Source organism: Pseudomonas sp. TWR2-1-1 (assembly GCF_049897045.1).
Lineage (GTDB): Bacteria > Pseudomonadota > Gammaproteobacteria > Pseudomonadales > Pseudomonadaceae > Aquipseudomonas > Aquipseudomonas versuta.
The window spans coordinates 185,433-211,479 of the sequence record NZ_JAFCVM010000008.1 but is presented as its reverse complement, the minus strand read 5'-3'; the positions used below and the strand labels follow the sequence as shown (position 1 = coordinate 211,479).

The window sequence follows — 26,047 nt, the reverse complement described above, 5'->3', positions numbered from 1 at the left end:
CGTTACCGGGCGCCGGAATTACAGTTTCTTGGCTTTCTCGATCGCTTCTTCGATGCCGCCGACCATGTAGAACGCTTGTTCTGGCAGGTGGTCGTAGTCACCGTTGAGGATGCCTTTGAAGCCAGCAATGGTGTCTTTCAGGGAAACGTATTTACCCGAAGCGCCAGTGAAGACTTCTGCCACGAAGAACGGCTGAGACAAGAAACGCTGGATCTTACGAGCGCGGGATACCAACTGCTTGTCGACTTCCGACAGCTCGTCCATACCCAGGATCGCAATGATGTCCTTCAGTTCTTTGTAACGCTGCAACACGTACTGAACGCCGCGAGCGGTGTCGTAGTGTTCCTGGCCGATTACCATCGGGTCCAGCTGGCGCGAAGTCGAGTCGAGTGGATCGACCGCCGGGTAGATACCCAGGGATGCGATGTCACGGGACAGTACGACGGTGGCGTCCAAGTGGGCGAAGGTGGTCGCAGGCGACGGGTCAGTCAAGTCATCCGCAGGTACGTATACCGCCTGGATCGAAGTGATCGAACCGTTCTTGGTCGAAGTGATGCGCTCTTGCAGAGTACCCATCTCTTCAGCCAGAGTCGGCTGGTAACCTACTGCGGAAGGCATACGGCCCAGCAGTGCGGATACTTCAGTACCGGCCAAGGTGTAACGGTAGATGTTGTCAACGAACAACAGTACGTCGTTACCTTCGTCACGGAACTTCTCGGCCATGGTCAGGCCGGTCAGTGCTACGCGCAGACGGTTACCCGGCGGCTCGTTCATCTGACCGTAAACCAGTGCCACTTTGTCCAGAACGTTGGAGTCCTTCATCTCGTGGTAGAAGTCGTTACCCTCACGGGTACGTTCGCCCACACCAGCAAACACAGAGTAACCGCTGTGTTCCATGGCGATGTTACGGATCAGTTCCATCATGTTTACGGTTTTGCCTACACCGGCACCACCGAACAGACCAACCTTACCGCCTTTTGCAAACGGGCAGATCAGGTCGATAACCTTGATGCCGGTTTCCAGAAGGTCGTTGCCGCCGGCTTGATCAGCGAAGGACGGTGCAGGACGGTGAATGCCCCAGCGCTCTTCGGTATCAATCGGACCAGCTTCGTCGATCGGGTTGCCCAGAACGTCCATGATCCGGCCCAGAGTCGCTTTACCGACCGGTACGGAGATGGCTGCGCCAGTGTCGGTGACTTCCAGACCGCGCTTCAAGCCCTCGGTGGAACCCATCGCAATGGTACGAACCACGCCGTCGCCCAGCTGCTGCTGAACTTCCAGAGTGGTTCCGGCCGCGCTTTGTACTTTCAGCGCGTTGTAGATGCTCGGTACGTTTTCGCGTGGAAATTCCACGTCGATCACGGCGCCGATGATTTGAACGATACGTCCGCTACTCATAGCTGGATCCTCTGAATATTTGAACCGTTAAACCGCGGCAGCGCCGCCGACGATTTCCGAGATCTCTTGGGTGATCGCAGCCTGACGCGCCTTGTTGTAGATCAGCTGCAAATCGCTGATCAAATCACCGGCGTTATCAGTGGCGTTCTTCATCGCGATCATCCGCGCAGCTTGTTCAGCTGCACTGTTCTCGACCACCGCCTGGTACACCTGCGACTCCACGTAACGAACCATCAAGCCGTCTAGCAGCTCTTTGGCGTCCGGTTCGTAGAGATAGTCCCAGTGGTGCTTGAGTTCTTGATCCGGGGTCGCCACCAGTGGAATCAATTGCTCCACAGTCGGCTGTTGCGTCATGGTATTGATGAACTTGTTGGACACCACGGACAGGCGATCAATACGGCCTTCCAGGTAAGCATCCAGCATCACCTTAACGCTGCCGATCAAGTCATTGATCGACGGTTCTTCACCCAGATGGCTGATTGCAGCGACGACGTTACCGCCGAAGTTACGGAAAAAAGCCGCACCTTTGCTGCCGACCACGCACAGATCAATCTCGACGCCGTTTTCACGGTTTACCGCCATGTCCTTGACCAAAGCCTTGAACAGGTTGGTATTCAAACCACCGCACAAACCACGGTCACTGCTCACAACCACATAACCTACACGCTTAACTTCGCGGTCGATCATGAAAGGGTGGCGGTATTCCGGGTTGGCGTTGGCCAAATGCCCAATAACCTGGCGGATGCGCTCCGCATAAGGACGGCTAGCAGCCATGCGCATTTGTGCCTTGCGCATTTTGCTGACCGCCACTTTTTCCATGGCGCTGGTAATCTTTTGCGTGCTTTTGATGCTCGCAATCTTACTGCGAATCTCTTTTGCGCCTGCCATGTAACACCTATCAGGTTAGCAAGCGGGAGCCTTGCGGCTCCCGCTGCGGCTTACCAGGTTTGGGTGGCCTTGAACTTCTCGATACCGGCTTTGATGCCAGAATCGATTTCGTCATTGAAGTCACCTTTAACGTTGATCTTCGCCATAAGCTCGGCGTGATCGCGGTTGAAGTAAGCAATCAGCGCTTGTTCAAAGCTACCGATCTTGGTGATTTCGACGTCAGTCAGGAACCCACGCTCAGCGGCATACAGCGACAGCGCCATGTCAGCGATCGACATAGGTGCGTATTGCTTCTGCTTCATCAGCTCGGTAACGCGCTGACCATGCTCAAGTTGCTTACGGGTCGCTTCGTCCAGGTCAGATGCGAACTGGGCGAATGCCGCCAGTTCACGGTACTGAGCCAGAGCGGTACGGATACCACCGGACAGCTTCTTGATGATCTTGGTCTGAGCGGCACCACCCACACGGGATACCGAAACACCGGCGTTCACTGCAGGACGGATCCCGGAGTTGAACATGGCCGATTCCAGGAAGATCTGACCGTCAGTGATGGAAATCACGTTGGTCGGAACGAACGCGGAAACGTCGCCAGCCTGAGTTTCGATGATCGGCAGTGCGGTCAGGGAACCGGTTTTGCCGGTCACTGCGCCGTTGGTGAACTTCTCTACGTACTCTTCGGATACGCGGGATGCGCGCTCCAGAAGACGGGAGTGGAGATAGAACACGTCGCCCGGGTAAGCTTCACGGCCTGGTGGACGGCGCAGCAGCAGGGAAATCTGGCGGTAAGCCACTGCTTGCTTGGACAGATCGTCATAAACGATCAGTGCGTCTTCACCGCGGTCGCGGAAGTATTCGCCCATGGTGCAACCGGAGTACGGTGCCAGGAACTGCAGCGCTGCGGATTCGGAAGCACTGGCAGCAACGACGATGGTGTTAGCCAACGCGCCGTTTTCTTCCAGCTTGCGAACCACGTTGGCGATAGTCGATTGTTTCTGACCGATCGCTACGTATACACAGAAAATGCCGCTGTTCTTCTGGTTGATGATCGCGTCGATCGCCAGAGCGGTTTTACCGATCTGACGGTCACCGATGATCAGCTCACGCTGGCCACGGCCGACAGGGATCATGGCATCGACAGCCTTGTAGCCAGTCTGTACAGGCTGGTCTACCGACTTACGCCAGATCACGCCTGGAGCAACTTTCTCGACTGCATCAGTCTCGGTGTTGTTCAGCGGACCTTTGCCATCAACTGGGTTACCCAGTGCGTCGACAACGCGACCCAGCAGTTCCTTACCAACCGGAACTTCCAGGATACGGCCAGTGCACTTGGCGCTCATGCCTTCAGCCAGAGTCGTGTATGCGCCCAATACAACAGCACCTACAGAGTCTTGCTCCAGGTTGAGGGCCATGCCGAAGACGCTGCCCGGAAACTCGATCATCTCGCCGTACATTACGTCGGCCAGACCGTGAATCCGCACAATACCGTCAGATACGCTGACGATGGTGCCTTCGTTACGGGCTTGGGAGGTCACATCGAGTTTTTCGATGCGGCCCTTGATAATTTCACTTATTTCGGAAGGATTGAGTTGCTGCATTGCTCTGCTGCCCCTTCAAACTCAAGATTTCAATGCTTCGGCAAGGCTTGCGAGTTTTCCGCGAACCGAGCCATCGATAACCAGGTCGCCGGCGCGGATGATGACACCACCTATAAGGCTGGCATCCTCCGCAACTTGCAGGCGCACTTCCCGGTTGAGTCGTGCACTGAGAACCTTGGCGAGTTTGTCTTGCTGTTCTTGGTCCAATGTAAAAGCACTGGTCACTTCAACGTCTACCGACTTCTCTTGTTCGGCCTTGTACAGGTCAAACAGAGCGGCGATCTCCGGCAATAGCGGGAGACGGTCGTTTTCGGCAACGACGTGGATGAAGTTCTGCATTTTTACATCGAACTTGTCGCCGCACACGTCAATAAACGTGGCGGCCTTTTCTGCGCTCGTCAGTCGCGGGGCCTTGAGCACGCGCTGCATAGTGTCGTCTTGCGACACTGCTGCAGCCAGGCCGAGCATGGCTGACCAAGAGGCCAGTTGCTGGTGGGCCTGGGCGTGCTCGAAGGCTGCCTTAGCGTAAGGTCGGGCCAACGTGGTCAATTCTGCCATGATCGCCCTCGCTTAAATTTCAGCAGCCAGTTTATTAACCAGCTCCGCGTGCGCGTTTTGATCGATTGTGGCACCCAGGATCTTTTCAGCACCTTCAACGGCCAGGCTACCCAATTGGGCACGCAGCGCGTCTTTGACACTGTTGATTTCCTGTTCGATCTCGGCCTGAGCCTGAGCCTTCACACGGTCAGCTTCAACGCGAGCCTGTTCACGGGCTTCGTCTACGATCTGAGTACCGCGTTTCTTGGCTTGCTCAATGATTTCAGCTGCTTGAGCCTTAGCTTCGCGCAGTTGTTGACCCGCTTTATCTTGGGCCAACTCCAGGTCGCGAGCTGCTCGGTTAGCAGCGTCCAGTCCAGCCGCAATCTTCTTCTGACGTTCTTGCAATGCCGCGATGACCGGAGGCCACACGAACTTCATGCAAAACAGTACAAAAATGAAGAACGCAACGGACTGGCCAATCAGGGTTGCATTAATGTTCACGCCAACACCTCGCTCGTTCGTTGTCCATCACTCTAATCAACTCGAAAATTCGAGTGATTAGCCAGCGAGTTGACCAACGAAGGGGTTCGCGAAGGTGAAGAACAGTGCAATACCAACACCGATCATGGTTACGGCGTCGAGCAGACCGGCAACGATGAACATTTTAACTTGCAGCATTGGAACCATTTCTGGCTGACGCGCTGCGCCTTCCAGGAACTTGCCGCCCAACAGGCCGAAACCAATTGCGGTACCCAGTGCGCCCAGGCCGATCAACAGTGCAACAGCGATAGCGGTTAGACCAACTACAGTTTCCATCTTTCCTCCCGACTTTTACGTCGTATGGTTTAGGTTTTTTAGATTAAAGCGGTAAAACAAAATCATTTTGCGACGCCCACATGCCGGAACAGGAGGGCGCCAGACTCGTCGAGACGGGTCTTAGTGGTTATCTTCGTGTGCCATCGACAAGTAAACGATGGTCAACATCATGAAGATGAACGCTTGCAAGGTGATGATCAGGATGTGGAATACAGCCCACGCCCATTGCAGCACCACGCCCAGACCGCTAAGCCAAAGCAGGCCGCTGCCGAACATTACGGCGATCAGGATAAATACCAGTTCGCCAGCATACATATTGCCGAACAGACGCAGTGCCAGCGAGATTGGCTTGGCAATCAGCGTCACGAATTCGAGCAGGAAGTTCACCGGAATCAGCAGCGCTTGAATAAAGATATTCTTGCTGCCAAAAGGGTGCAGGGTCAGTTCACCGATGAAGCCGCCGATGCCCTTGATTTTGATGCTGTAGAAGATGATCAGCGCGAATACCGACAGGGCCATGCCCATGGTTGCGTTCGGATCAGTCGTCGGTACGGCACGGAACGGGAAGTGCTCATCGCCCGTGATCAAAATCGCCAACTGAGGAATCCAGTCAACCGGGATCAGGTCGATGGCGTTCATCAGGAACACCCAGACGAAAATTGTCAGTGCCAGTGGAGCGATAACTGCACTGCGACCGTGGAAACTGTCTTTCACACTGCCATCAACGAACTCTACCAGTACTTCTACGAAGTTCTGCAGAGCGCCTGGCTGACCGGAAGTTGCCTTCTTGGCCGCCATGCGGAATACGAGGATGAAGATCAGACCGACAAACAGCGACCAGCCGAGAGTATCGACATGGAACGCCCAAAAGCCCATTGATTTAGCTTCTGCAACGGTGTGAGCAAAGCCCCAGCCACCATCAGGTAGCTGCCCGAAGGTCAGGTTCTGTAAGTGGTGCTGGATATAGCCCGAAGCGGTTGTTTCTGCCATGGTTGCCTCAAACGCCCTAAGGTCTCGAAAGTGTTGTTCTCATTAGCAGGGGAGCGAACCAGCTGACCAGTTGGGTCAGCACGAAGACACCGAAAACAGCTAGCGGCGCCAATGGCTTCACACCTGCAAACGTCAGCGCGAACAGCACTGCCGTCAAAATTAATTTGCCTGCCTCACCGGCGTAAAACGACCGGACGATGGCTTGCGCTGCTCGAGCGCCGGAAAACCGGAAAGCTCTGTGAGCAAAATACACATTGGGTAGCAAAGCAATCAGGCCTCCGCAGAGTCCTGAATATCCGGCTACGACTCCATGCCATTGCCAGAGCCCCAGAGCAGCCAGCAATAAAACGACAAATTGAGCCAGTAAAACTGGAAATACCGCCAAGCGATGGAACGGCAAGCGGTTTGGCGTGCGGGTTTCCATCACAACTGCTCCTCAAAGGTCGGCTGCCAAAAGAAAAAACTTGGCATAATTTGTGCCGACAAAATGCGCGCAGAGTATAGGGGCGCTTAAGCCCCTATTCAACTGTCAGGTAGTGATTTCCGACTGCGCGCTACATAAGGAAATGTTTCAGCGGATGTGAGCAAGCACCCCTTGAAGCTCGTCAAGAGAGTTGTAACCAATTACTAACTGGCCCTTTCCCTTCTTTCCGTGGCGGATCTGCACCGCAGAGCCTAGGCGCTCGGCCAGACGCTGCTCGAGCCGGGTAATATCCGGATCAGCTTTGACCGGTTCAGCAGGCTCTTGCTTGCCACTCAACCACTGGCGAACCAGAGCTTCGGTCTGACGCACTGTCAGGCCACGTGCGACAACGTGTCGCGCCCCTTCAACCTGTTGATTTTCAGGCAAACCGAGCAATGCCCGAGCATGACCCATTTCCAGGTCGCCATGGGACAGCATGGTTTTGATCACTTCCGGCAATGAAATCAACCGTAACAAGTTAGCCACAGACACTCGGGACTTACCCACAGCGTCGGCCACTTGTTGCTGAGTCAGCTGGAACTCTTGCTGCAAACGTTGCAAGGCCACAGCTTCCTCAATCGGATTGAGGTCTTCACGCTGGATGTTTTCGATCAATGCCATCGCGATGGCAGTTTCATCCGGCACATCTTTGACCATCGCCGGGATAGTGTCTTTACCCGCTTGCTGGCTTGCGCGCCAGCGGCGCTCACCGGCAATGATCTCAAAACGCCCGCCAGCGATCGGACGCACCACGATCGGCTGCATCACGCCCTGAGACTTGATCGAACTCGCCAGTTCTTCAAGTGCCTGGGGGTCCATGTCTCGACGAGGCTGGTATTTACCGCGCTGGATCAAATCCAGAGGCAAATGTTGCAGTTCGCTTTGATCGACCTTGACCGCTTGCTCTTCCAGCGAGCTGACCGTAGGACCACTCAGGAGAGCATCCAGTCCGCGTCCGAGACCTCGTTTCTTGACGGCCATGGGATTTCCTTAAGTTGGCTGAGCAGTGCGGGAGGTACGACGTTGACGACGAACCAGCTCGCCCGCCAGGGCAAGGTAAGCAATCGCGCCACGGGAGTTCTTGTCATAGGCCAGAGCAGGCATGCCGTAGCTTGGCGCTTCTGCAAGACGAATGTTGCGCGGAATCACGGTGTCATAAAGTTGCTCACCGAAGTGTTCCTTGAGCTGGGCCGAAACATCGTTCATCAGACTCAGACGCGGATCGTACATGGTCCGCAGCAAACCTTCGATTTTCAGGTTCGGGTTTAACAGCTCAGCGATACGCTTGATGTTATCCACAAGATCGCTCAAGCCTTCGAGTGCGAAATACTCGCACTGCATGGGGATAATTACCCCATCGGCAGCAACCAGGGCGTTCAAGGTCAGCATCGACAGCGACGGCGGGCAATCAATCAGGATGTAGTCGTAGCTCTCACGAACCGGCGCTAACGCAGTACGCAGACGGCTTTCTTTCATCTGCATTTCGAGCAGCACGACCTCTGCCGCAGTCAGATCGCGGTTAGCCGGCAACAGCTGGTAACCACCGTGCTCGGAGTAGTGCATGGCTTCGGCCAGATCACACTCACCGATCAACAGGTCGTAAACCGAATTCTCGAGACCATGTTTATCCACACCGCTACCCATGGTGGCGTTGCCCTGTGGATCGAGGTCGATCAGCAGCACGCGGCGCTTGGTCGCGACCAGCGATGCTGCGAGGTTGATACAGGTGGTGGTTTTACCCACACCACCCTTTTGGTTCGCTATTGCGAATACCTTAGCCATTCTTGCTTGCGTTCCCAATCATGCCGTGCGGCGCAGTATCAGCAGATGGCGTTGGCCTTGGCAACCCGGAACGGTCAAGGCGTGTTCGCCATCGAGACGAAAATCAGACGGCAATGCTACCAGCTCATCAGCCGGATGAACGCCCTTCATTGCCAACCAGCGCGTTTCGCTGTCACCAAGGTGACGCGTCCAGTTGCTGAAGTTTTCCATACTGCTGAAAGCCCTGGACACAATTCCAGTGAACGGCTGGGCAGGCTGGAACTCTTCGACACGACTGTGGATAACTTGCAGGTTATCCAGCTTGAGCTCGAGTTTGACCTGAGTCAGGAAGCGGGTTTTTTTGCCGTTGCTGTCCAGGCAGGTCACTTGAGACCCGGGAAACAGGATTGCCAAGGGAATCCCCGGCATGCCGCCGCCACTACCAACGTCCAGCCAGCGGCCGTCTTCGATGAAAGGCATCACGCTCAGACTGTCGAGCAAATGGCGTGAAACCATTTCGTCCGGGTTACGCACAGCCGTAAGGTTGTAGGCCTTGTTCCATTTGATCAACAGGGCGAGATAAGCCAGCAACTGCTGGTGCTGGCCCTCGGTCAGCGTGACGCCCAGCTGGCGTGCGCCTGTGGATAACTCTTCAGCGTGTTGTGCGGTAACCAGCGAACTCAAGCGTTTTGCTCCAACTTGCGGCCAGCGCCGCGTTTTTTCAGGTGAATCATCAACAGGGAAATCGCTGCGGGTGTCACACCGGGAATGCGCGAAGCCTGGCCCAGCGTCTCGGGACGCGTAGCACCCAGCTTGCTCTGGATCTCTTTCGACAGCCCGGAAATGTTCGTGTAATCGATATCCACAGGCAGCTTGGTATTTTCACTGGCCCGCAGACGGGCAATCTCATCCTGCTGACGATCGATGTAACCGGCGTACTTGGTCTTGATTTCAACCTGCTCGGCGACCAGGGGATCGGTTGCGCCCTGCCCGGTCACTTCGATCAGGCCGACGTAGTCAATTTCAGGACGGGTCAGCAGGTTCAGCAAATTGTATTCATGGGTCAAAGGCGTACCAAACCGGGCTGCAATGGCATCACCCTGCTCAGTACCCGGGCGAACCCAGGTGCTTTTCAAGCGTTGTTCTTCCTGCTCGATGCTTTCGCGCTTGGTGCAAAACGCCGCCCAGCGAGCGTCATCAACCAGTCCAAGCTCGCGCCCTTTTTCGGTCAGACGCATATCGGCGTTGTCTTCGCGCAGGATCAGGCGGTATTCGGCACGGGAGGTAAACATCCGGTACGGTTCTTGAGTTCCCAATGTAATCAGGTCGTCAACCAGCACTCCGATGTAGGCCTCGTCGCGACGCGGGCACCAGCTGTCTTTGCCCTGTGCAAGCAATGCGGCGTTGGCACCAGCGAGCAAACCTTGCGCCCCGGCTTCTTCGTAACCCGTTGTGCCGTTGATTTGTCCTGCAAAGAACAAACCGCCGATCACCTTGGTTTCGAGGCTGTACTTCAGGTCGCGCGGATCGAAATAGTCATATTCGATGGCATAGCCCGGACGCACGATGTGGGCGTTTTCCATGCCACGGATCGACTGCACGATCTGGATCTGTACATCGAATGGCAAGGAAGTGGAAATCCCGTTCGGATACAACTCGTGAGTCGTCAAACCTTCCGGTTCGATAAAGACCTGATGGCTTTCCTTGTCGGCAAAGCGATGGATCTTGTCTTCGATGGATGGGCAGTAGCGCGGACCAATGCCTTCAATCACACCCGAATACATGGGTGAGCGATCAAGGTTGGCCGCAATGATTTCGTGGGTGCGGGCGTTGGTATGGGTAATCCAGCAACTGACTTGTGCCGGATGCTGTTGTTTGTTCCCCATGAACGACATCACTGGAATCGGGGTATCACCCGGTTGTTCGGTCATTACCGAAAAATCTACCGAGCGGCCATCGATACGTGGAGGAGTGCCGGTTTTCAGGCGACCTACCCGTAGCGGCAGTTCACGCAGGCGCTGTGCCAGGGCGATCGAAGGGGGATCACCGGCCCGGCCGCCTGAATAGTTCTGCATTCCGATGTGGATAAGTCCACCGAGGAAAGTACCTGTGGTCAAAACCACGGCATCGGCCATGAAACGCAGGCCCATCTGGGTCACTACGCCACGTACCTGATCCTGTTCAACGATCAGGTCATCAGCCGCTTGTTGAAATATCCACAGGTTGGGCTGGTTTTCCAGAATTTCACGTACTGCAGCCTTGTAGAGGATGCGGTCAGCCTGTGCACGGGTTGCGCGCACTGCCGGGCCTTTGCGGCCATTGAGTACGCGGAACTGGATACCGCCTTTATCGGTGGCAATAGCCATCGCGCCGCCCAGGGCATCGATCTCTTTGACCAGATGGCTTTTACCAATCCCGCCAATTGCAGGATTGCAGCTCATTTGCCCGAGGGTTTCCACGTTGTGGGTCAACAGCAGGGTTTTTACGCCCATGCGTGCTGAAGCAAGTGCAGCCTCGGTTCCGGCGTGACCGCCGCCGATGACGATCACTGCAAAACGGGAAGGGAAATTCACCACGCACCTCGTGCCTGTTTCTAGGGGATTTTGGATAGACCGCAAAGTATAGGGACTTCGCCCTTCTTAAAGAACCCTTTGCACAAAATTTAACCAGCTGTGGATAAGGCAAGATAGATAAATAAATAGAGAAGAAATTTATAAAGCTTTGTTTTTATGTTTATTACTACTGAGCGAACTATCTGTGGATAGAATGCTACAGACCTTTAAAACCGTACTGTACAGAGATTCAAAAATCTGTGGTTAGGTGCCAATGAGGGGTTTGGATAAGTGCTTTAAGCTTGTGGATAAAGGTGTGCCTTATCCACAGGGGTAGTTATATCCAGTTTTAAGGACTACTTACCCACTGAGCTAAGGGGTAGTTATGCACAAGGCTTATTCCGTTGATTCAGCAGTTTTGAACCAATAAACAGGCAGCCGAAAGGCGCTTGAATGACTATTTCAGCAAGCGGCCTGACGATCGGTAGGTATGAAAAGCGAAAAAGACTGAAATCAAATACATCAGACAGAGGTGTTCAGCCAGCCTGAGGCCGAGGCCTCGAGCCTGTGGGTAATTCTAATTGCGTGTAAAAAAGCTTCGTCGTGGGAAGTGACGATTAACGTCCCACGGTACTGCTTCAGCATCGACTCAAGCGCCTCTATGGAAGGCAGGTCGAGATGATTGGCCGGTTCATCAAGCAATAAAAGCTGTGGGGGCCGCTGTGCATAAAACACGCAGGCCATCGCAGCCTTCAACCGTTCACCGCCGCTGAGTTGTGCACAAGGCTGGTTAATCCGTTCAGCGTTCAGACCTAATTGCGCCAGCCGGGTGCGTAACTCACCGTCGGCAAGCTCCCGGTTCAGAGCGCGCAACTGTTCAAGCACTGACATCCCTGGCTGTAAAAATGTCAGATGCTGGTCGAGATAAGCCGCCGTCACGCAGGTACGAGCCACGCCTGATATCACTGGAAGCTGACCAGCCAATACTTTGAGCAAGGTTGACTTGCCGCAACCGTTTGGCCCCACAAGTGCGATTCGCTGGCCACGCATCAGGTTGAGATTGACCAACCGCAGATGCTTAGCACCTTGTGGCAAGCGAGCATCTACCAACTCCGCTATTTGCACCGGAGCGCTCAGGCTGGCCGCAGGTGGATACACAAAAACGGCTTGCTGTTGCTCCACCTGACGCGCAGCCAGGCGAATCTGCGTTGACAATGCCTGGCGTGCAGCGTCTTGCTGTAGTCGTAACTTGCCACTGCTGCTCTGGCTGCGTTCCTTTTGCCGATCCAGCAGGATCTTCGCCTGGTTGCTGCCACTGGCCTGTTGCTTGCCCCGGGCTTGCCTGCGCTCAAGGCGCTCCCTTTGCTCACGCAGGGCATGCTCTTCGCGCTTACGCTCAACCTTGGCCGATGCCAGTTGCTGCAGTGCAGACTGTTGTTGCTGGTCTTTGGCCTGTGCATAAAACGAAAAATTGCCGCCATAACTGGTCAGTCCCAGGGAGGACAGTTCAACGATGCGCTCCATATGCTCCAGCAATTCGCGGTCATGGCTGATCACCAGCAACCCGTTGGGCCACTGCTGCAGTTGTTCATGCAATACAAGTCGGTGCTGGCGATCCAGGTGATTGGAGGGCTCGTCCAGTATCAGCAAATCGGCTGCGGACAAAAAAGCGCCCATCAAGGCAACGCGCATCGCTTCGCCACCACTGAGCGCCGAAGCGGGTGTTGAAGGGGTCAGATGCGCGAGGTCGTTTTGGGCTAGCTGGTCGAGCAATTGCTGACGGATGTTCCACTGATCGCCTACACAGTCGAAGTCCGATTGCGTAGTACTGCCCTGCTCGATGCGCTCAAGGGCGCAAAGAATGGGTCGCACGCCTGCCAGGTCGGCAACTGTCAGCTCAGGCTCAAGACTGATTTGCTGCGCCAGGTAATACACGGATCCATTGCGCTGACAGCGACCTGAGGAAGGCAGTATGTTCCCGGCGATCAGACGCGCCAGAACACTTTTTCCTGCCCCATTGCGCCCGATCAGGCCTGTGCGGCGCTGGTCGAGAAGCAAGTCAAGGTCAGAAAACAGCGGGCTACCGTCGGGTAGCTGATAAGAAACGCTTTCAAGCGTCACATAGGTAACGTGAGTCATATGCACTCCAAAGATGCCCAGAACTGCCCCTGCTGTGAGGGGAATAAGAACTGGCCGCAAGAATCGCGGCGGCATCAATGACGCATTGGACTAATACCTCTGTGGGAATGTGGTGGGTGAAACTATACCGAAAACTGTAGGAGCGAGCTCTTAACTGCTCGTGAGCAAGCTCGATCCTACAGAAATCTGGGCTATTTGCCGATGCAGAAACTGGAGAAAATCCGCCCCAACAAGTCATCCGAGCTGAATGCCCCGGTAATCTCACCGAGCGAATGCTGAGCCTGGCGCAAATCTTCCGCAAGCAATTCCCCGGCCCCCGCCAGGGTCAGCTGTGCCCTGCCGTGCTCAAGGGCATCACTTGCATGGCGCAACGCTTCCAGGTGACGACGGCGCGCGCTGAAGCTGCTCTCAGAGGTCTGCTCGTAGCCCATGCAGGCCTTGAGATGATCGCGCAGCAACTCAAGACCATCACCTGCATCCGTGGATCGTGCGCTCAAGCTGATGGTCACGTGGCCATCTGCACTGACCTCCAGGCGAATATCTTCTCCGGTGAGGTCTGCCTTGTTGCGGATCAAGGTCACTTTGGCCGGGTCCGGACGCTGCTCCAAAAACTCGGGCCATAAAGCAAACGGGTCATCGGCCTCAGGCGCAGTCGCATCCACAACCAGCAAAACCCGGTCAGCTTCGCCAATGGCCTTCAGCGCTCGTTGTACACCGATTTTTTCGACCTGATCGTCGGTGTCGCGCAGACCTGCAGTGTCTACCACGTGCAACGGCATGCCATCGATGTGGATATGTTCACGCAATACGTCACGGGTGGTGCCGGCGATTTCGGTCACAATGGCGGCTTCGCGTCCGGCGAGCGCGTTAAGCAAGCTTGATTTCCCCGCATTGGGCCGGCCGGCAATTACCACGGTCATGCCATCTCGCAGCAGTGCGCCCTGACCTGCTTCACGCATCACGGTGGATAACTCTTCACGAACCTTGTCGAGCATCCCCAGCACGTGGCCATCGGCCAGAAAGTCGATTTCCTCTTCCGGAAAATCGATGGCTGCTTCGACGTAGATACGCAAACCGATCAGTTGTTCGGTCAAGTTATGCACACGTTGCGAGAAAGCGCCCTGCAAAGAACGCAAAGCATTGCGCGCAGCCTGTGCAGAACTGGCTTCGATAAGGTCGGCAATGGCTTCGGCCTGGGCCAGATCGAGCTTGTCATTCAAAAATGCGCGCTCGCTGAACTCGCCCGGGCGTGCCAGGCGGCATCCCAGTTGAATACAGCGTTGCAGCAACATATCGAGAACGATGGGCCCGCCGTGACCTTGCAGTTCCAGTACGTCTTCGCCGGTAAAAGAGTTAGGGCCCGGGAAGTACAGGGCGATGCCTTCATCGAGCACCTCACGGTTTTCCCCGTAAAACGGGCCGTAGTGGGCGTAGCGCGGCTTCAATTCGCGCTCGCTGAATGCTTTGGCTGCGAGGCTTGCGAGCGGGCCGGAGATACGCACGATCCCCACACCACCTCGGCCTTGGGCTGTTGCCACAGCGGCAATGGTTTCAGCAGGAATACTCATAAAACTGGCCTCAAAACAAAAGTGATGGATAGCAAAACGCCCCACTAGGGGGCGTTTTGAGTGGTGCTCACCAGAGTAAGTTACTCGGCTGCTTTTTTGGTAGCAGCTTCAACCTTACGCGTGATGTACCACTGCTGAGCGATGGACAGGCAGTTGTTCACAACCCAGTACAGCACCAGACCAGCCGGGAACCACAGGAAGAAGAAGGTGAAGATGATTGGCATCAGCTTCATCACCTTGGCCTGCATCGGATCCGGAGGAGTCGGGTTCAGACGCTGCTGGATGAACATGGTTGCGCCCATGATGATCGGCAGAATAAAGAACGGGTCCTTGATCGACAGGTCGGTAATCCAGAGCATGAACGGCGCCTGGCGCATTTCAACACTTTCCAGAAGTACCCAGTACAAGGACAGGAAGACCGGCATCTGCACCAGGATCGGCAAGCAGCCGCCCAGTGGATTGATCTTCTCTTTCTTGTACAGCTCCATCATGGCTTGCGACATTTTCTGGCGATCATCACCGAACTGCTCTTTCAGAGCGGCCAGTTTTGGTGCCACAGCGCGCATGCGAGCCATCGACTTGTAGCTGGCGGCCGACAGAGGGAAGAAGATCCCTTTGATCAGCATGGTCAGGAAAATGATCGACCAGCCCCAGTTACCTACCAGGCTGTGGATATGTTGCAGCAGCCAGAAGATAGGCTGGGCAATGAACCACAGGATGCCGTAGTCGACAGTCAGTTCCAGGCCTGGGGATAACTCTTTGAGTACACCCTGGCTTTTCGGACCGGCGTACAACGTAGCGCTGGTTTCAGCAGTTTTGCCCGGCTCAACGGTCAACGTTGGGCCAGTGAAACCGATGATGTAGTTGCCCTGGCTGTCTTTGCGGGTTTGAACAACGTTGGAATCGCCTTTCTGAGGGATCCACGCAGTTACAAAGTAGTGTTGCAGCCATGCAACCCAGCCACCTTGAACGGTTTCTTTCAGCTGGCCCTTGTCGATATCTTTCATCGACACTTTTTTGTACGGCTCAGAACTTGTCCACAGGGCGGCGCCCAGGTAAGTCGCAGTGCCGGTGGCGGTGCTGGAAGAAGGATCGGAGCTGTTGTCGCGTTTCAATTGCGCGAACAGGTTGCCGTTCCACGGCTTGGCGCTCTCGTTATCAATCAAATAGCTGACTTGAACATCGTACAGGCCACGCTTGAGCGTGAAGCGTTTGATGTAGTTGATCCCGTTTTCGCTGAATTTCAGGTCAACGACCAACTGATCCTGGCCTGGAGCCAGTTCATAAGTCTTTTTATCTGTGCTGAAAACCGGGCGACCAGCAGCGCGGGCATCCGGTCCATCAACACCAGTCAGGCCGCTTTGGGCCAAATAGGTGCGTTCGTTGCCGTTATCGAACAGCTGGAACGGAACATCCGGGTGGTCCTGGCGACGTGGATAAAGCGGCAGACGCAACTGGGCAATGTCGCCACCCTGTGGATCAATCGCAATGTCCAGAACATCCGTTTTTATGTGGATGAGGTCTTTGCTTGCAGCCACCGGTGTTTCAGCCACAGTGCTGGTTTCGCCATTGGCGGTTGGTACATCGGCACTATTGGAAGCGTTGTTACCTGAAGCCGTGTCGGGCAAAGCCGGCGCGGTTGTGCTGCTGGCGGCAACATTCTGAGTCGGCAGTGCAGCTTGACCGTAGTCCTGGTTCCATTTCAGGACCATAACGTAGGACACGACTGCTAGAGCGACGATCAGGATCGTGCGTTTAATATCCATGATTACTCGGCCATCGAAGAAGAACGGGAGGTAGGGATAGGTGGAACCGGGTCGTAACCACCGGGATTCCACGGGTGACAGCGACCTAAACGACGAAAGGTCAGCCAGCCGCCGCGAAGAACGCCATGATTTTCGATGGCTTCCAACGCGTAGCAGGAACAACTGGGGTAGAAACGGCAGTGGCTGGCCATCAAAGGACTAATGGCATAACGATAAAACTGGATCGGAACGAGCACCAGTTTACGCATCAGGACTGCCTACCCCTACAGTTTCGGTTTTAACCGCTGGAACTGGCGCGTTACGGGCCAGACGCTTCCAGAGTTTGCCGAAATGCTGAATCAATTCGGGGTTCTCTACGTCACCCAAACCTTTGCGCGCGACGATAACGATATCCCAACCAACCAGTAAATCCTGGTGGAGACGAAACGATTCACGCATCAAACGCTTAAGGCGATTGCGCTCAACGGAGAGCTTTACGCTCTTTTTACCGATCACTAACCCCAAACGGGGGTGATCGAGATCGTTGCTACGCGCAAGGAGCAGGAGATTTTTCCCCGGAACCTTGCCGGTGGGGGAGTCAAAGACTGCCTTGAAATGTCGGGGAGTGAGTAACCGCTTTTCCCGACTGAAGTCCTGACTCACCACCATTGTCTGATTATCAAACTGCCAGACGTGCACGGCCTTTGGCGCGGCGACGCGACAGGACTGCACGGCCGTTTTTGGTTGCCATGCGAGCACGGAAACCGTGAGTGCGGGCGCGTTTGATAGTGCTTGGTTGGAAAGTACGTTTCATGTCGTGCTACCTGGTTCGTCCACAACGGGCCGGAATGGCCCCCGTTTTAAGAGACCGGCGATTCTAGAGAAAGCAAGCCGATAGGTCAATTTCCAACCAACGTTTACTGCTAAATAGATGTTTGCCCTTTTGCACAGCCGTTTCATCAGCCAACTATAAAAATAAAGAAACGAAGTATTTAAAGCTCTTTTATAAAGCTTATTAAACTTAGGGAAGCCATCTTCTGTGGATAACTCATTGCAGCCCAGATAGATCAATGCTTTCAGAGGATGACAACACTGTCGAGAAGCCGTGCTCTGCCTGTGCTGCACCCTCGGATAAGCTGTGTACGAAAGGGCTATTTATCCACAGGCCAGTTATGCACAGAGTTTAGCCCCCACTTGTGCAACGAGCTTAGGCCCGCTTATCCACAGACCTTATGCACATACCATTTGTCGCTTTGTTCACAGCAAAAAGACGAATCTCTCCTTATAGGCAGGCAACCTACATGTGGATAAGTGGACGAGTGCTCGCTACAATGGCGCCTGTTTTTGCCTCACCGGCTTTCAACTTAGGGGATATCCGTGTCAGTGGAACTTTGGCAGCAGTGCGTAGAACTTTTGCGCGATGAGCTGCCTGCCCAGCAATTCAACACCTGGATCCGTCCACTACAGGTCGAAGCCGAAGGCGACGAGTTGCGCGTGTATGCACCCAACCGCTTTGTTCTCGACTGGGTCAACGAGAAGTATCTGAGCCGTTTGCTCGAACTGTTGAATGAGCACAGCAATGGCATGGCGCCAGCGCTGTCCTTATTAATAGGCAGCAAACGCAGTTCAGCACCTCGTGCTGCACCCAATGCGCCACTGGCGGCCTCGGCTTCGCAACAAGCCTCGGCCCCGGCAAGCGCACCGGCTGCTTCTGCTCCTGTACAGGCGCCCAACCCCAAGCAGGCGGCTCAAGCAAGCGAAGAGCCTTCGCGTGCCAGTTTCGACCCGATGGCAGGCGCGAGTTCGCAACAGGCACCTGTACGAGCCGAGCAGCGTACGGTTCAGGTTGAAGGCGCGCTCAAGCACACCAGCTACCTGAACCGCACCTTTACCTTCGAAAACTTCGTAGAAGGCAAGTCCAACCAACTGGCCCGCGCTGCTGCGTGGCAAGTAGCGGATAATCCCAAGCACGGTTACAACCCGCTCTTCCTTTATGGCGGTGTTGGTCTGGGTAAGACTCACTTGATGCACGCGGTGGGTAACCACCTATTAAAGAAGAACCCGAATGCCAAGGTCGTGTACCTGCATTCCGAGCGTTTTGTAGCCGACATGGTCAAGGCCTTGCAGCTCAACGCAATCAACGAGTTCAAGCGCTTCTACCGTTCGGTAGACGCCTTGCTGATCGATGATATTCAGTTCTTCGCGCGCAAGGAGCGGTCTCAGGAAGAGTTCTTCCACACCTTCAACGCCCTGCTTGAAGGCGGTCAGCAAGTCATCCTGACCAGTGACCGTTATCCGAAAGAAATTGAAGGTCTTGAAGAGCGTCTCAAATCACGCTTCGGCTGGGGCCTGACCGTTGCTGTCGAACCGCCGGAGCTTGAGACCCGGGTCGCGATCCTGATGAAGAAGGCTGATCAGGCCAAGGTCGATCTGCCTCACGATGCTGCGTTCTTCATTGCCCAGCGTATCCGCTCCAACGTGCGTGAGCTCGAAGGTGCGCTCAAGCGTGTCATCGCTCACTCGCACTTTATGGGACGTGACATCACCATCGAGCTGATTCGCGAATCCCTTAAAGACTTGCTGGCGCTACAGGACAAACTCGTCTCTGTGGATAACATCCAGCGCACAGTGGCCGAGTACTACAAGATCAAAATTTCGGACCTGCTGTCCAAGCGCCGTTCGCGCTCGGTGGCACGACCACGCCAGGTCGCCATGGCACTGTCCAAAGAACTGACCAACCACAGCCTGCCGGAAATCGGCGACGTGTTTGGTGGTCGCGACCACACCACGGTCTTGCACGCATGCCGCAAGATCAACGAACTCAAGGAATCCGACGCGGACATCCGCGAGGACTACAAGAACCTGCTGCGAACTCTGACAACCTGATGACACCAGCGCAGCTTATTAAGGCAAGGGACTAGACCATGCATTTCACCATTCAACGCGAAGCCCTGTTGAAACCCCTGCAACTGGTCGCAGGCGTTGTTGAACGCCGCCAGACCTTGCCGGTATTGTCCAACGTGCTGTTGGTTGTCGATGGCCAGCAACTGTCGCTGACCGGTACCGACCTTGAAGTCGAACTGGTAGGTCGGGTACAGCTTGAAGAGCCGGCTGAGCCAGGCGAAATCACCGTACCTGCGCGCAAGCTGATGGATATCTGCAAAAGCTTGCCTAACGATGCCCTGATCGACATCAAGCTTGACGATAACAAGCTGGTGGTCAAGGCCGGACGCAGCCGCTTTACCCTGTCCACTTTGCCTGCCAACGACTTCCCGACAGTGGAAGAGGGCCCGGGTTCGCTGACCTGCAACTTGCAGCAAAGCAAACTTCGCCGCCTGATCGAGCGCACCAGCTTCGCCATGGCCCAGCAGGACGTGCGTTACTACCTCAATGGCATGCTGCTGGAAGTATCGGCCGGAATCATCCGTGCCGTGGCTACTGACGGTCACCGTCTGGCCATGTGCTCGATGAAAGCCGATATCGGCCAGCCGGACCGCCACCAGGTCATCGTACCGCGCAAGGGTATTCTTGAACTGGCGCGTCTGCTGACTGAGCCAGAGGGTGAAGTCAGCATCGTTCTGGGTGCTCACCACATTCGTGCCACCACCGGCGAATTCACCTTCACTTCCAAGCTGGTAGACGGCAAGTTCCCGGACTACGAGCGTGTTCTGCCTAAAGGCGGCGACAAGTTCGTGATTGGTGATCGTCAGGCCTTGCGTGAAGCGTTCAGTCGTACTGCGATTCTGTCCAACGAGAAGTACCGTGGTATCCGTCTGCAACTGGCCAATGGCCAGCTTAAAATCCAGGCCAACAACCCGGAGCAGGAAGAAGCGGAAGAAGAAGTGGGTGTTGAATACAACGGCGGCTCGCTCGAAATCGGCTTTAACGTGAGCTATCTGCTGGACGTACTGGGTGTGATGACCACTGAACAAGTGCGTCTGATCCTCTCCGACTCCAACAGCAGCGCCCTGGTGCAAGAGTCGGACAACGATGACTCTGCCTACGTTGTTATGCCGATGCGTCTGTAACTTATGCACAGCCCAAGCTAGATGTCCCTCAGTCGTGTCACAGTCACCGCGGTGCGTAACCTGCATCCGGTGACCTTCTCCCCTTCCCCCCGCATCAATATCCTGTACGGCGCCAACGGCAGCGGAAAAACCAGCGTGCTTGAAGCCATCCACTTGCTGGGGCTGGCGCGTTCGTTTCGAAGCGTGCGGCTCAACCCGGTGATTGCGCATGAGCAGCAGAGCTGTACAGTTTTTGGTCAGGTCGAACTGGCTGAGGGCGGACACAGTGCGCTGGGCATCTCGCGGGACCGGCAAGGGGAGTTCCAAATTCGGATCGACGGCCAGAATGCGCGCAGTGCCGCGCAGCTGGCTGAAATCCTGCCGTTGCAATTGATCAACCCGGATAGCTTCCGCTTGCTGGAAGGCGCCCCAAAGATCCGCAGGCAGTTCCTCGATTGGGGCGTGTTCCATGTGGAACCGCGCTTCATGTCGACCTGGCAGCGGCTACAGAAGGCCCTGCGGCAGCGGAACTCATGGCTGCGGCATGGTACACTCGACGCCGTTTCACAAGCGGCCTGGGACCGGGAGCTGTGCCTGGCCAGTGCCGAAATTGATGAATACCGCCGCGCCTATATCAAAGCCTTGAAACCAGTCTTTGAGCAGACCTTGAGCGAGTTGCTGCAACTCGAAGGGTTAACGCTGAGCTATTACCGTGGTTGGGACAAAGACCGTGAGCTGAGTAGCGTACTCGCCGCATCTGTCCACCGGGACCAGCAAATGGGTCATACCCAGGCCGGACCACAACGTGCTGACTTGCGCCTTAAGCTGGGCTCAAACAACGCGGCAGAGATCCTGTCGCGGGGGCAGCAGAAGTTAGTGGTCTGCGCATTGCGCATTGCTCAGGGGCACTTGGTTAGTCAGGCCCGACGCGGCCAATGTATTTATCTGGTGGATGATTTGCCGTCCGAACTGGACGAGCAGCATCGCAACGCACTGTGTCGCTTGCTGGAAGACTTACGCTGCCAGGTGTTTATCACCTGTGTAGATCACGAATTATTGAGGGAAGGCTGGCAGACGGAAACGCCAGTTGCCCTGTTCCACGTGGAACAGGGCTGTATCACCCAGACCCACGACCATCGGGAGTGAAGGCATTGAGCGAAGAAAACACGTACGACTCAACGAGCATTAAAGTGCTGAAAGGCCTTGATGCCGTACGCAAACGTCCCGGTATGTACATTGGTGACACCGACGATGGCAGCGGTCTGCACCACATGGTGTTCGAAGTAGTCGACAACTCCATCGACGAAGCGCTGGCTGGCCATTGCGACGACATCACCATCACTATCCACCCGGATGAATCGATCACCGTGCGCGATAACGGCCGCGGCATTCCGGTGGACGTGCATAAAGAAGAAGGCGTTTCCGCAGCAGAGGTCATCATGACCGTGCTGCACGCTGGTGGTAAGTTCGATGACAACTCCTACAAAGTATCCGGCGGACTGCACGGTGTAGGTGTTTCTGTTGTGAACGCCCTTTCCGAGTTGCTGGTGCTGACCGTGCGTCGCAGCGGCAAGATCTGGGAACAGACCTACGTTCACGGCGTTCCTCAAGCTCCGATGGCTATCGTCGGCGAGAGCGAAACCACCGGTACCCAGATCCATTTCAAACCGTCTGATCAAACCTTCAAGAATATCCACTTCAGCTGGGACATCCTGGCCAAGCGGATTCGTGAGCTGTCCTTCCTGAACTCCGGTGTCGGCATCGTCCTTAAGGATGAGCGCAGCGGTAAAGAAGAGCTGTTCAAATATGAAGGCGGTCTGCGTGCATTCGTTGACTACCTGAACACCAACAAGACTCCGGTCAACCAGGTGTTCCACTTCAATGTTCAACGTGAAGACGGCATCGGCGTAGAAATTGCCCTGCAGTGGAACGACAGCTTCAACGAGAACCTGTTGTGCTTCACCAACAACATTCCGCAGCGTGATGGCGGTACGCACCTGGTGGGCTTCCGCTCTGCCCTGACGCGTAACCTCAACACCTACATCGAAGCTGAAGGCCTGGCCAAAAAGCACAAAGTCGCCACCACCGGTGATGACGCACGTGAAGGCCTGACCGCGATCATCTCGGTGAAAGTGCCGGATCCGAAGTTCAGCTCCCAGACCAAAGACAAGCTGGTTTCTTCCGAAGTGAAGACCGCTGTTGAACAGGAAATGGGCCGCTTCTTCTCTGACTTCCTGCTGGAAAACCCGAACGAAGCCAAGTTGATTGTCGGCAAGATGATCGACGCGGCACGTGCTCGTGAAGCGGCGCGTAAAGCCCGTGAAATGACCCGCCGTAAAGGCGCGCTGGATATCGCAGGCTTGCCGGGCAAACTGGCCGACTGCCAGGAAAAAGACCCGGCGCTGTCCGAACTGTACCTCGTGGAAGGTGACTCTGCTGGCGGCTCCGCCAAGCAGGGACGTAACCGCCGTACCCAAGCGATCCTGCCGTTGAAGGGCAAGATCCTTAACGTTGAGAAAGCGCGCTTCGACAAGATGATCTCTTCGCAAGAAGTGGGCACCTTGATCACTGCTCTGGGTTGCGGCATTGGTCGCGACGAGTACAACATCGAAAAGCTGCGTTATCACAACATCATCATCATGACCGATGCTGACGTCGACGGTTCTCACATCCGCACCCTGCTGCTGACCTTCTTCTTCCGTCAGCTGCCTGAACTGATCGAACGTGGCTATATCTACATCGCTCAGCCGCCTTTGTACAAAGTGAAAAAGGGCAAGCAAGAGCAATACATCAAAGACGACGATGCCATGGAAGAGTACATGACACAGTCGGCTCTTGAAGACGCAAGCCTGCACCTGAACGAAGAGGCCCCGGGGATCTCCGGTGAGGCCCTGGAGCGTCTGGTACACGACTTCCGTATGGTAATGAAGACGCTCAAGCGTTTGTCGCGCCTGTACCCACAGGAGCTGACCGAGCACTTCATCTACCTGCCGGCCGTTACCCTTGAGCAGTTGGGCGACCACGCTGCCATGCAAGAGTGGATGGCCAAATACGAAGCCCGCCTGCGTCTGGTAGAGAAGTCGGGTCTGGTCTACAAGGCCAGCCTGCGCGAAGACCGTGAACGTAATGTCTGGTTGCCGGAGATCGAACTGATCTCCCACGGCCACTCGACCTTCATCACCTTCAACCGTGACTTCTTCGGCAGCAACGATTACAAAACCGTTGTGACCCTGGGCGCTCAATTGAGCACCTTGCTGGACGAAGGTGCGTACATCCAGCGTGGCGAGCGCAAAAAAGCCGTGACCGAGTTCAAGGAAGCACTGGACTGGTTGATGGCTGAAAGCACCAAGCGTCACACCATCCAGCGCTACAAAGGTCTGGGTGAAATGAACCCGGATCAGCTCTGGGAAACCACGATGGACCCAAGCGTGCGCCGCATGCTGAAAGTCACCATCGAAGACGCGGTCGGCGCCGACCAGATCTTCAATACCTTGATGGGCGACGCCGTTGAACCGCGCCGTGAATTCATCGAGAGCAACGCTCTGGCAGTGTCCAACCTGGACTTCTGATGGTGTAGTGAGCAGCACAAAAAAAAGCCAACGCTTAGCGTTGGCTTTTTTTATGGGCAAAACATCCTGTGGCGCCAATAACAGTCCATGCTCAGTGACACACAATTGCAGCAAACATACCCACTACCCGCTTCCTTACAGAGTTGTGCACCGTGTACCGGGTGCTGATCCAGTAGCTGCGTTGCACCGACTTTTACGGGTCATGCAGTTGGGGGCGCGCAATACCCGCCCCGGCACTTTTGAGGGGACTGTGCAAAAACGCACAAGCCATGGGCGAAATCACGCGTTTCAAACTCGGCATTAATCAATACGATGGGGCAGGACAAGAACAATAAAAAGGTGATGCATGACATCAGCCAGCAAGGTGTACGACTTTATCGTTGTGGGCGCCGGACCTGCGGGTTCAGTGCTGGCGAATAGGCTGTCTGCCGACCCCCGTCACAGCGTGCTCCTGCTCGAAGCGGGTGGGCAGGATAACTATCCATGGATCCACATCCCCGTGGGCTACCTCTATTGCATTGGTAACCCGCGTACCGACTGGTGCTTCAAAACCGAGGCTCAGGCCGGTTTGCAAGGCCGCAGCCTGAGTTATCCCCGGGGCAAGGTGCTGGGGGGCAGTTCGTCGATCAACGGCATGATCTATATGCGTGGCCAGGCCGGTGATTACGACAGTTGGGCCGAGCTGGGTAATCCGGGCTGGGCCTGGAAAGACGTATTGCCTCTGTTCAAACGCAGTGAAAAACACTTTGCCGGCAACTCGGATTTGCACGGTGCTGACGGAGAGTGGCGGGTCGAACAACAGCGTTATTCATGGCCGATTCTGGATGCGTTCCGTGAAGCGGCAGCCCAAAGCGGTATTGCCACGGTTGGCGATTTCAACAGCGGCGATAATCAGGGCTGTGGATACTTTCAGGTCAACCAGCGGGCCGGTGTGCGCTGGAATGCTTCCAAGGCTTTTTTACGTCCAGTGCTCAAACGCCCTAATTTGACCGTATTGACCGATGTTCAGGTCGACAAGGTACTGCTCGATAATGGCCGCGCCACTCAGGTCATCGCCCGCAGGCAAGGAATCGAACAGGCCTTTGCCGCGCGCCGCGAGATTATCCTGTGTGCTGGCTCCATTGGCTCTCCAGGCATCTTGCAGCGCTCGGGCATCGGCCCTCGCCCGCTGCTGGAAAGCCTGGGGATAACTGTGCAGCACGAGCTGCCCGGGGTGGGCGGTAACCTGCAAGATCATCTGCAATTGCGCCTGATCTTCAAACTGACCAAGGCACGCACCCTAAACCAGGTGGCCAATAGCCTGTGGGGCAAGCTCGGCATGGGCCTGCGATACGCTTACGACCGCAGTGGTCCATTGGCCATGGCGCCGAGCCAGTTGGGAGCTTTCGTCAAATCCGATCCGGCTCAACCTTCGGCCAACCTGCAATACCACGTGCAGCCGCTCTCCCTAGAACGCTTTGGCGAGCCATTGCACACCTTCCCTGCTTTCACCGCCTCGGTCTGCAATCTGCGCCCCAAAAGCCGTGGCCGGGTCGATATTCGCTCGGCTAACCCGGACGACGCGCCGCTGATCGACCCCAACTATCTGAGCCACCCCGATGATTTAAAAGTCGCGGCAGATGCCATTCGCATGACCCGCAGCATCGTGGCCAGCCCTGCCCTGCAGGTTTTTTCACCAGAGGAATACCTCCCGGGCAAGGCGTTGCAAACTGAGCAAGAGCTGTATGAGGCTGCCGCGCGCATCGGTACCACGATCTTTCACCCGGTAGGTACCTGCCGTATGGGGCAGGACTCGGACGCTGTGGTCGATGCCCAATTGCGAGTACATGGGGTGTCTGGATTAAGGGTGGCAGATGCGTCGATCATGCCTCGTATCGTTTCAGGTAATACCTGCTCGCCAACCTTGATGATTGGTGAAAAGGCCGCGCAGTTGATTCTTGCAGGGCCTGTTCACACACGAGAAACAGAAAACAACCGCACACAAGCAGCACCGGTCGCCTGAATGCGATCGTGGTT

General features: G+C 55.5%; 23 protein-coding genes. 5 read left to right on the top strand and 18 right to left on the bottom strand.

The features are described from left to right. Positions 1-18: 18 nt before the first annotated feature. The 18 genes from atpD to rpmH all read right to left on the bottom strand — a co-directional run bounded on the left by atpD (position 19) and on the right by rpmH (position 17,269). Positions 19-1,398, bottom strand: coding sequence for a F0F1 ATP synthase subunit beta (gene atpD / locus ACP7BO_RS20060; RefSeq protein WP_003438005.1), 1,380 nt, complete (start codon positions 1,396-1,398; stop codon positions 19-21). A gap of 27 nt (positions 1,399-1,425) precedes the next feature. Next, positions 1,426-2,286: a F0F1 ATP synthase subunit gamma gene (atpG, locus tag ACP7BO_RS20055; protein ID WP_003438003.1), complete on the bottom strand. Its 861-nt coding sequence runs from the start codon at positions 2,284-2,286 to the stop codon at positions 1,426-1,428. Between the two features lie 50 nt (positions 2,287-2,336). Next, a complete protein-coding gene (gene atpA / locus ACP7BO_RS20050) occupies positions 2,337-3,881 on the bottom strand; it encodes a F0F1 ATP synthase subunit alpha (protein WP_003438001.1) in 1,545 nt (514 codons plus the stop codon). 21 nt (positions 3,882-3,902) lie between these two features. Next, positions 3,903-4,439, bottom strand: coding sequence for a F0F1 ATP synthase subunit delta (locus tag ACP7BO_RS20045; RefSeq protein ID WP_060696339.1), 537 nt, complete (start codon positions 4,437-4,439; stop codon positions 3,903-3,905). A 12-nt stretch (positions 4,440-4,451) separates the two neighbouring features. Continuing rightward, positions 4,452-4,922, bottom strand: a complete 471-nt coding sequence (locus ACP7BO_RS20040) for a F0F1 ATP synthase subunit B (RefSeq protein ID WP_060696340.1) — start codon at positions 4,920-4,922, stop codon at positions 4,452-4,454. Between the two features lie 57 nt (positions 4,923-4,979). Next, a complete protein-coding gene (gene atpE, locus ACP7BO_RS20035) occupies positions 4,980-5,237 on the bottom strand; it encodes a F0F1 ATP synthase subunit C (protein WP_002555987.1) in 258 nt (85 codons plus the stop codon). 120 nt (positions 5,238-5,357) lie between these two features. Then, entirely contained in the window at positions 5,358-6,227 is an 870-nt protein-coding gene (gene atpB / locus ACP7BO_RS20030) for a F0F1 ATP synthase subunit A (RefSeq protein WP_073509894.1), read from the bottom strand. Between the two features lie 16 nt (positions 6,228-6,243). Beyond that, positions 6,244-6,651, bottom strand: coding sequence for a F0F1 ATP synthase subunit I (locus ACP7BO_RS20025; RefSeq protein ID WP_003437994.1), 408 nt, complete (start codon positions 6,649-6,651; stop codon positions 6,244-6,246). A gap of 147 nt (positions 6,652-6,798) precedes the next feature. Then, a complete protein-coding gene (locus tag ACP7BO_RS20020) occupies positions 6,799-7,671 on the bottom strand; it encodes a ParB/RepB/Spo0J family partition protein (protein ID WP_060696342.1) in 873 nt (290 codons plus the stop codon). 9 nt (positions 7,672-7,680) lie between these two features. Next, positions 7,681-8,472 carry a ParA family protein gene (locus ACP7BO_RS20015; RefSeq protein ID WP_003437990.1) on the bottom strand — a complete coding sequence of 264 codons (792 nt, stop codon included), beginning with the start codon at positions 8,470-8,472 and terminating at the stop codon, positions 7,681-7,683. A gap of 18 nt (positions 8,473-8,490) precedes the next feature. Then, positions 8,491-9,135: a 16S rRNA (guanine(527)-N(7))-methyltransferase RsmG gene (gene rsmG / locus ACP7BO_RS20010; protein WP_397455313.1), complete on the bottom strand. Its 645-nt coding sequence runs from the start codon at positions 9,133-9,135 to the stop codon at positions 8,491-8,493. Beyond that, a complete protein-coding gene (gene mnmG, locus ACP7BO_RS20005; RefSeq protein WP_426212288.1) occupies positions 9,132-11,024 on the bottom strand; it encodes a tRNA uridine-5-carboxymethylaminomethyl(34) synthesis enzyme MnmG in 1,893 nt (630 codons plus the stop codon). Before mnmG ends, rsmG begins: the two co-directional genes overlap by 4 nt. A 501-nt stretch (positions 11,025-11,525) precedes the next feature. Further along, on the bottom strand, positions 11,526-13,142 hold the full coding sequence (locus tag ACP7BO_RS20000) for an ABC-F family ATP-binding cassette domain-containing protein (RefSeq protein ID WP_426212285.1): 1,617 nt from the start codon (positions 13,140-13,142) through the stop codon (positions 11,526-11,528). 191 nt (positions 13,143-13,333) lie between these two features. Further along, positions 13,334-14,710 (bottom strand): tRNA uridine-5-carboxymethylaminomethyl(34) synthesis GTPase MnmE, encoded by a 1,377-nt coding sequence (gene mnmE / locus ACP7BO_RS19995; RefSeq protein ID WP_060696345.1) that lies wholly within the window; start codon positions 14,708-14,710, stop codon positions 13,334-13,336. 80 nt (positions 14,711-14,790) lie between these two features. Beyond that, positions 14,791-16,476, bottom strand: a complete 1,686-nt coding sequence (gene yidC, locus ACP7BO_RS19990) for a membrane protein insertase YidC (RefSeq protein WP_060696346.1) — start codon at positions 16,474-16,476, stop codon at positions 14,791-14,793. Between the two features lie 2 nt (positions 16,477-16,478). Then, positions 16,479-16,724, bottom strand: a complete 246-nt coding sequence (gene yidD, locus ACP7BO_RS19985; protein ID WP_003437980.1) for a membrane protein insertion efficiency factor YidD — start codon at positions 16,722-16,724, stop codon at positions 16,479-16,481. Next, positions 16,717-17,118 (bottom strand): ribonuclease P protein component, encoded by a 402-nt coding sequence (gene rnpA / locus ACP7BO_RS19980; RefSeq protein WP_029612709.1) that lies wholly within the window; start codon positions 17,116-17,118, stop codon positions 16,717-16,719. The genes yidD and rnpA overlap by 8 nt, the downstream gene beginning before the upstream one ends. A 16-nt stretch (positions 17,119-17,134) precedes the next feature. Next, positions 17,135-17,269, bottom strand: coding sequence for a 50S ribosomal protein L34 (gene rpmH, locus ACP7BO_RS19975; protein WP_003213577.1), 135 nt, complete (start codon positions 17,267-17,269; stop codon positions 17,135-17,137). A 563-nt stretch (positions 17,270-17,832) separates the two neighbouring features. Here rpmH and dnaA point away from each other — a divergent pair. The 5 genes from dnaA (at position 17,833) to ACP7BO_RS19950 (ending at position 26,033) form a co-directional block, all read left to right on the top strand. Next, positions 17,833-19,341 carry a chromosomal replication initiator protein DnaA gene (gene dnaA, locus ACP7BO_RS19970; RefSeq protein WP_397455317.1) on the top strand — a complete coding sequence of 503 codons (1,509 nt, stop codon included), beginning with the start codon at positions 17,833-17,835 and terminating at the stop codon, positions 19,339-19,341. A 38-nt stretch (positions 19,342-19,379) separates the two neighbouring features. Beyond that, on the top strand, positions 19,380-20,483 hold the full coding sequence (gene dnaN / locus ACP7BO_RS19965; RefSeq protein WP_426212281.1) for a DNA polymerase III subunit beta: 1,104 nt from the start codon (positions 19,380-19,382) through the stop codon (positions 20,481-20,483). Between the two features lie 21 nt (positions 20,484-20,504). Continuing rightward, on the top strand, positions 20,505-21,608 hold the full coding sequence (recF, locus tag ACP7BO_RS19960) for a DNA replication/repair protein RecF (protein WP_060696349.1): 1,104 nt from the start codon (positions 20,505-20,507) through the stop codon (positions 21,606-21,608). A gap of 5 nt (positions 21,609-21,613) precedes the next feature. Further along, the gene (gyrB, locus tag ACP7BO_RS19955) at positions 21,614-24,031 is read left to right on the top strand and encodes a DNA topoisomerase (ATP-hydrolyzing) subunit B (RefSeq protein WP_060696350.1); all 2,418 of its coding nucleotides are present in this window, start codon (positions 21,614-21,616) and stop codon (positions 24,029-24,031) included. Positions 24,032-24,377: 346 nt separating this feature from the next. Then, positions 24,378-26,033: a GMC family oxidoreductase gene (locus ACP7BO_RS19950; protein ID WP_397455319.1), complete on the top strand. Its 1,656-nt coding sequence runs from the start codon at positions 24,378-24,380 to the stop codon at positions 26,031-26,033. Positions 26,034-26,047: the final 14 nt, after the last annotated feature.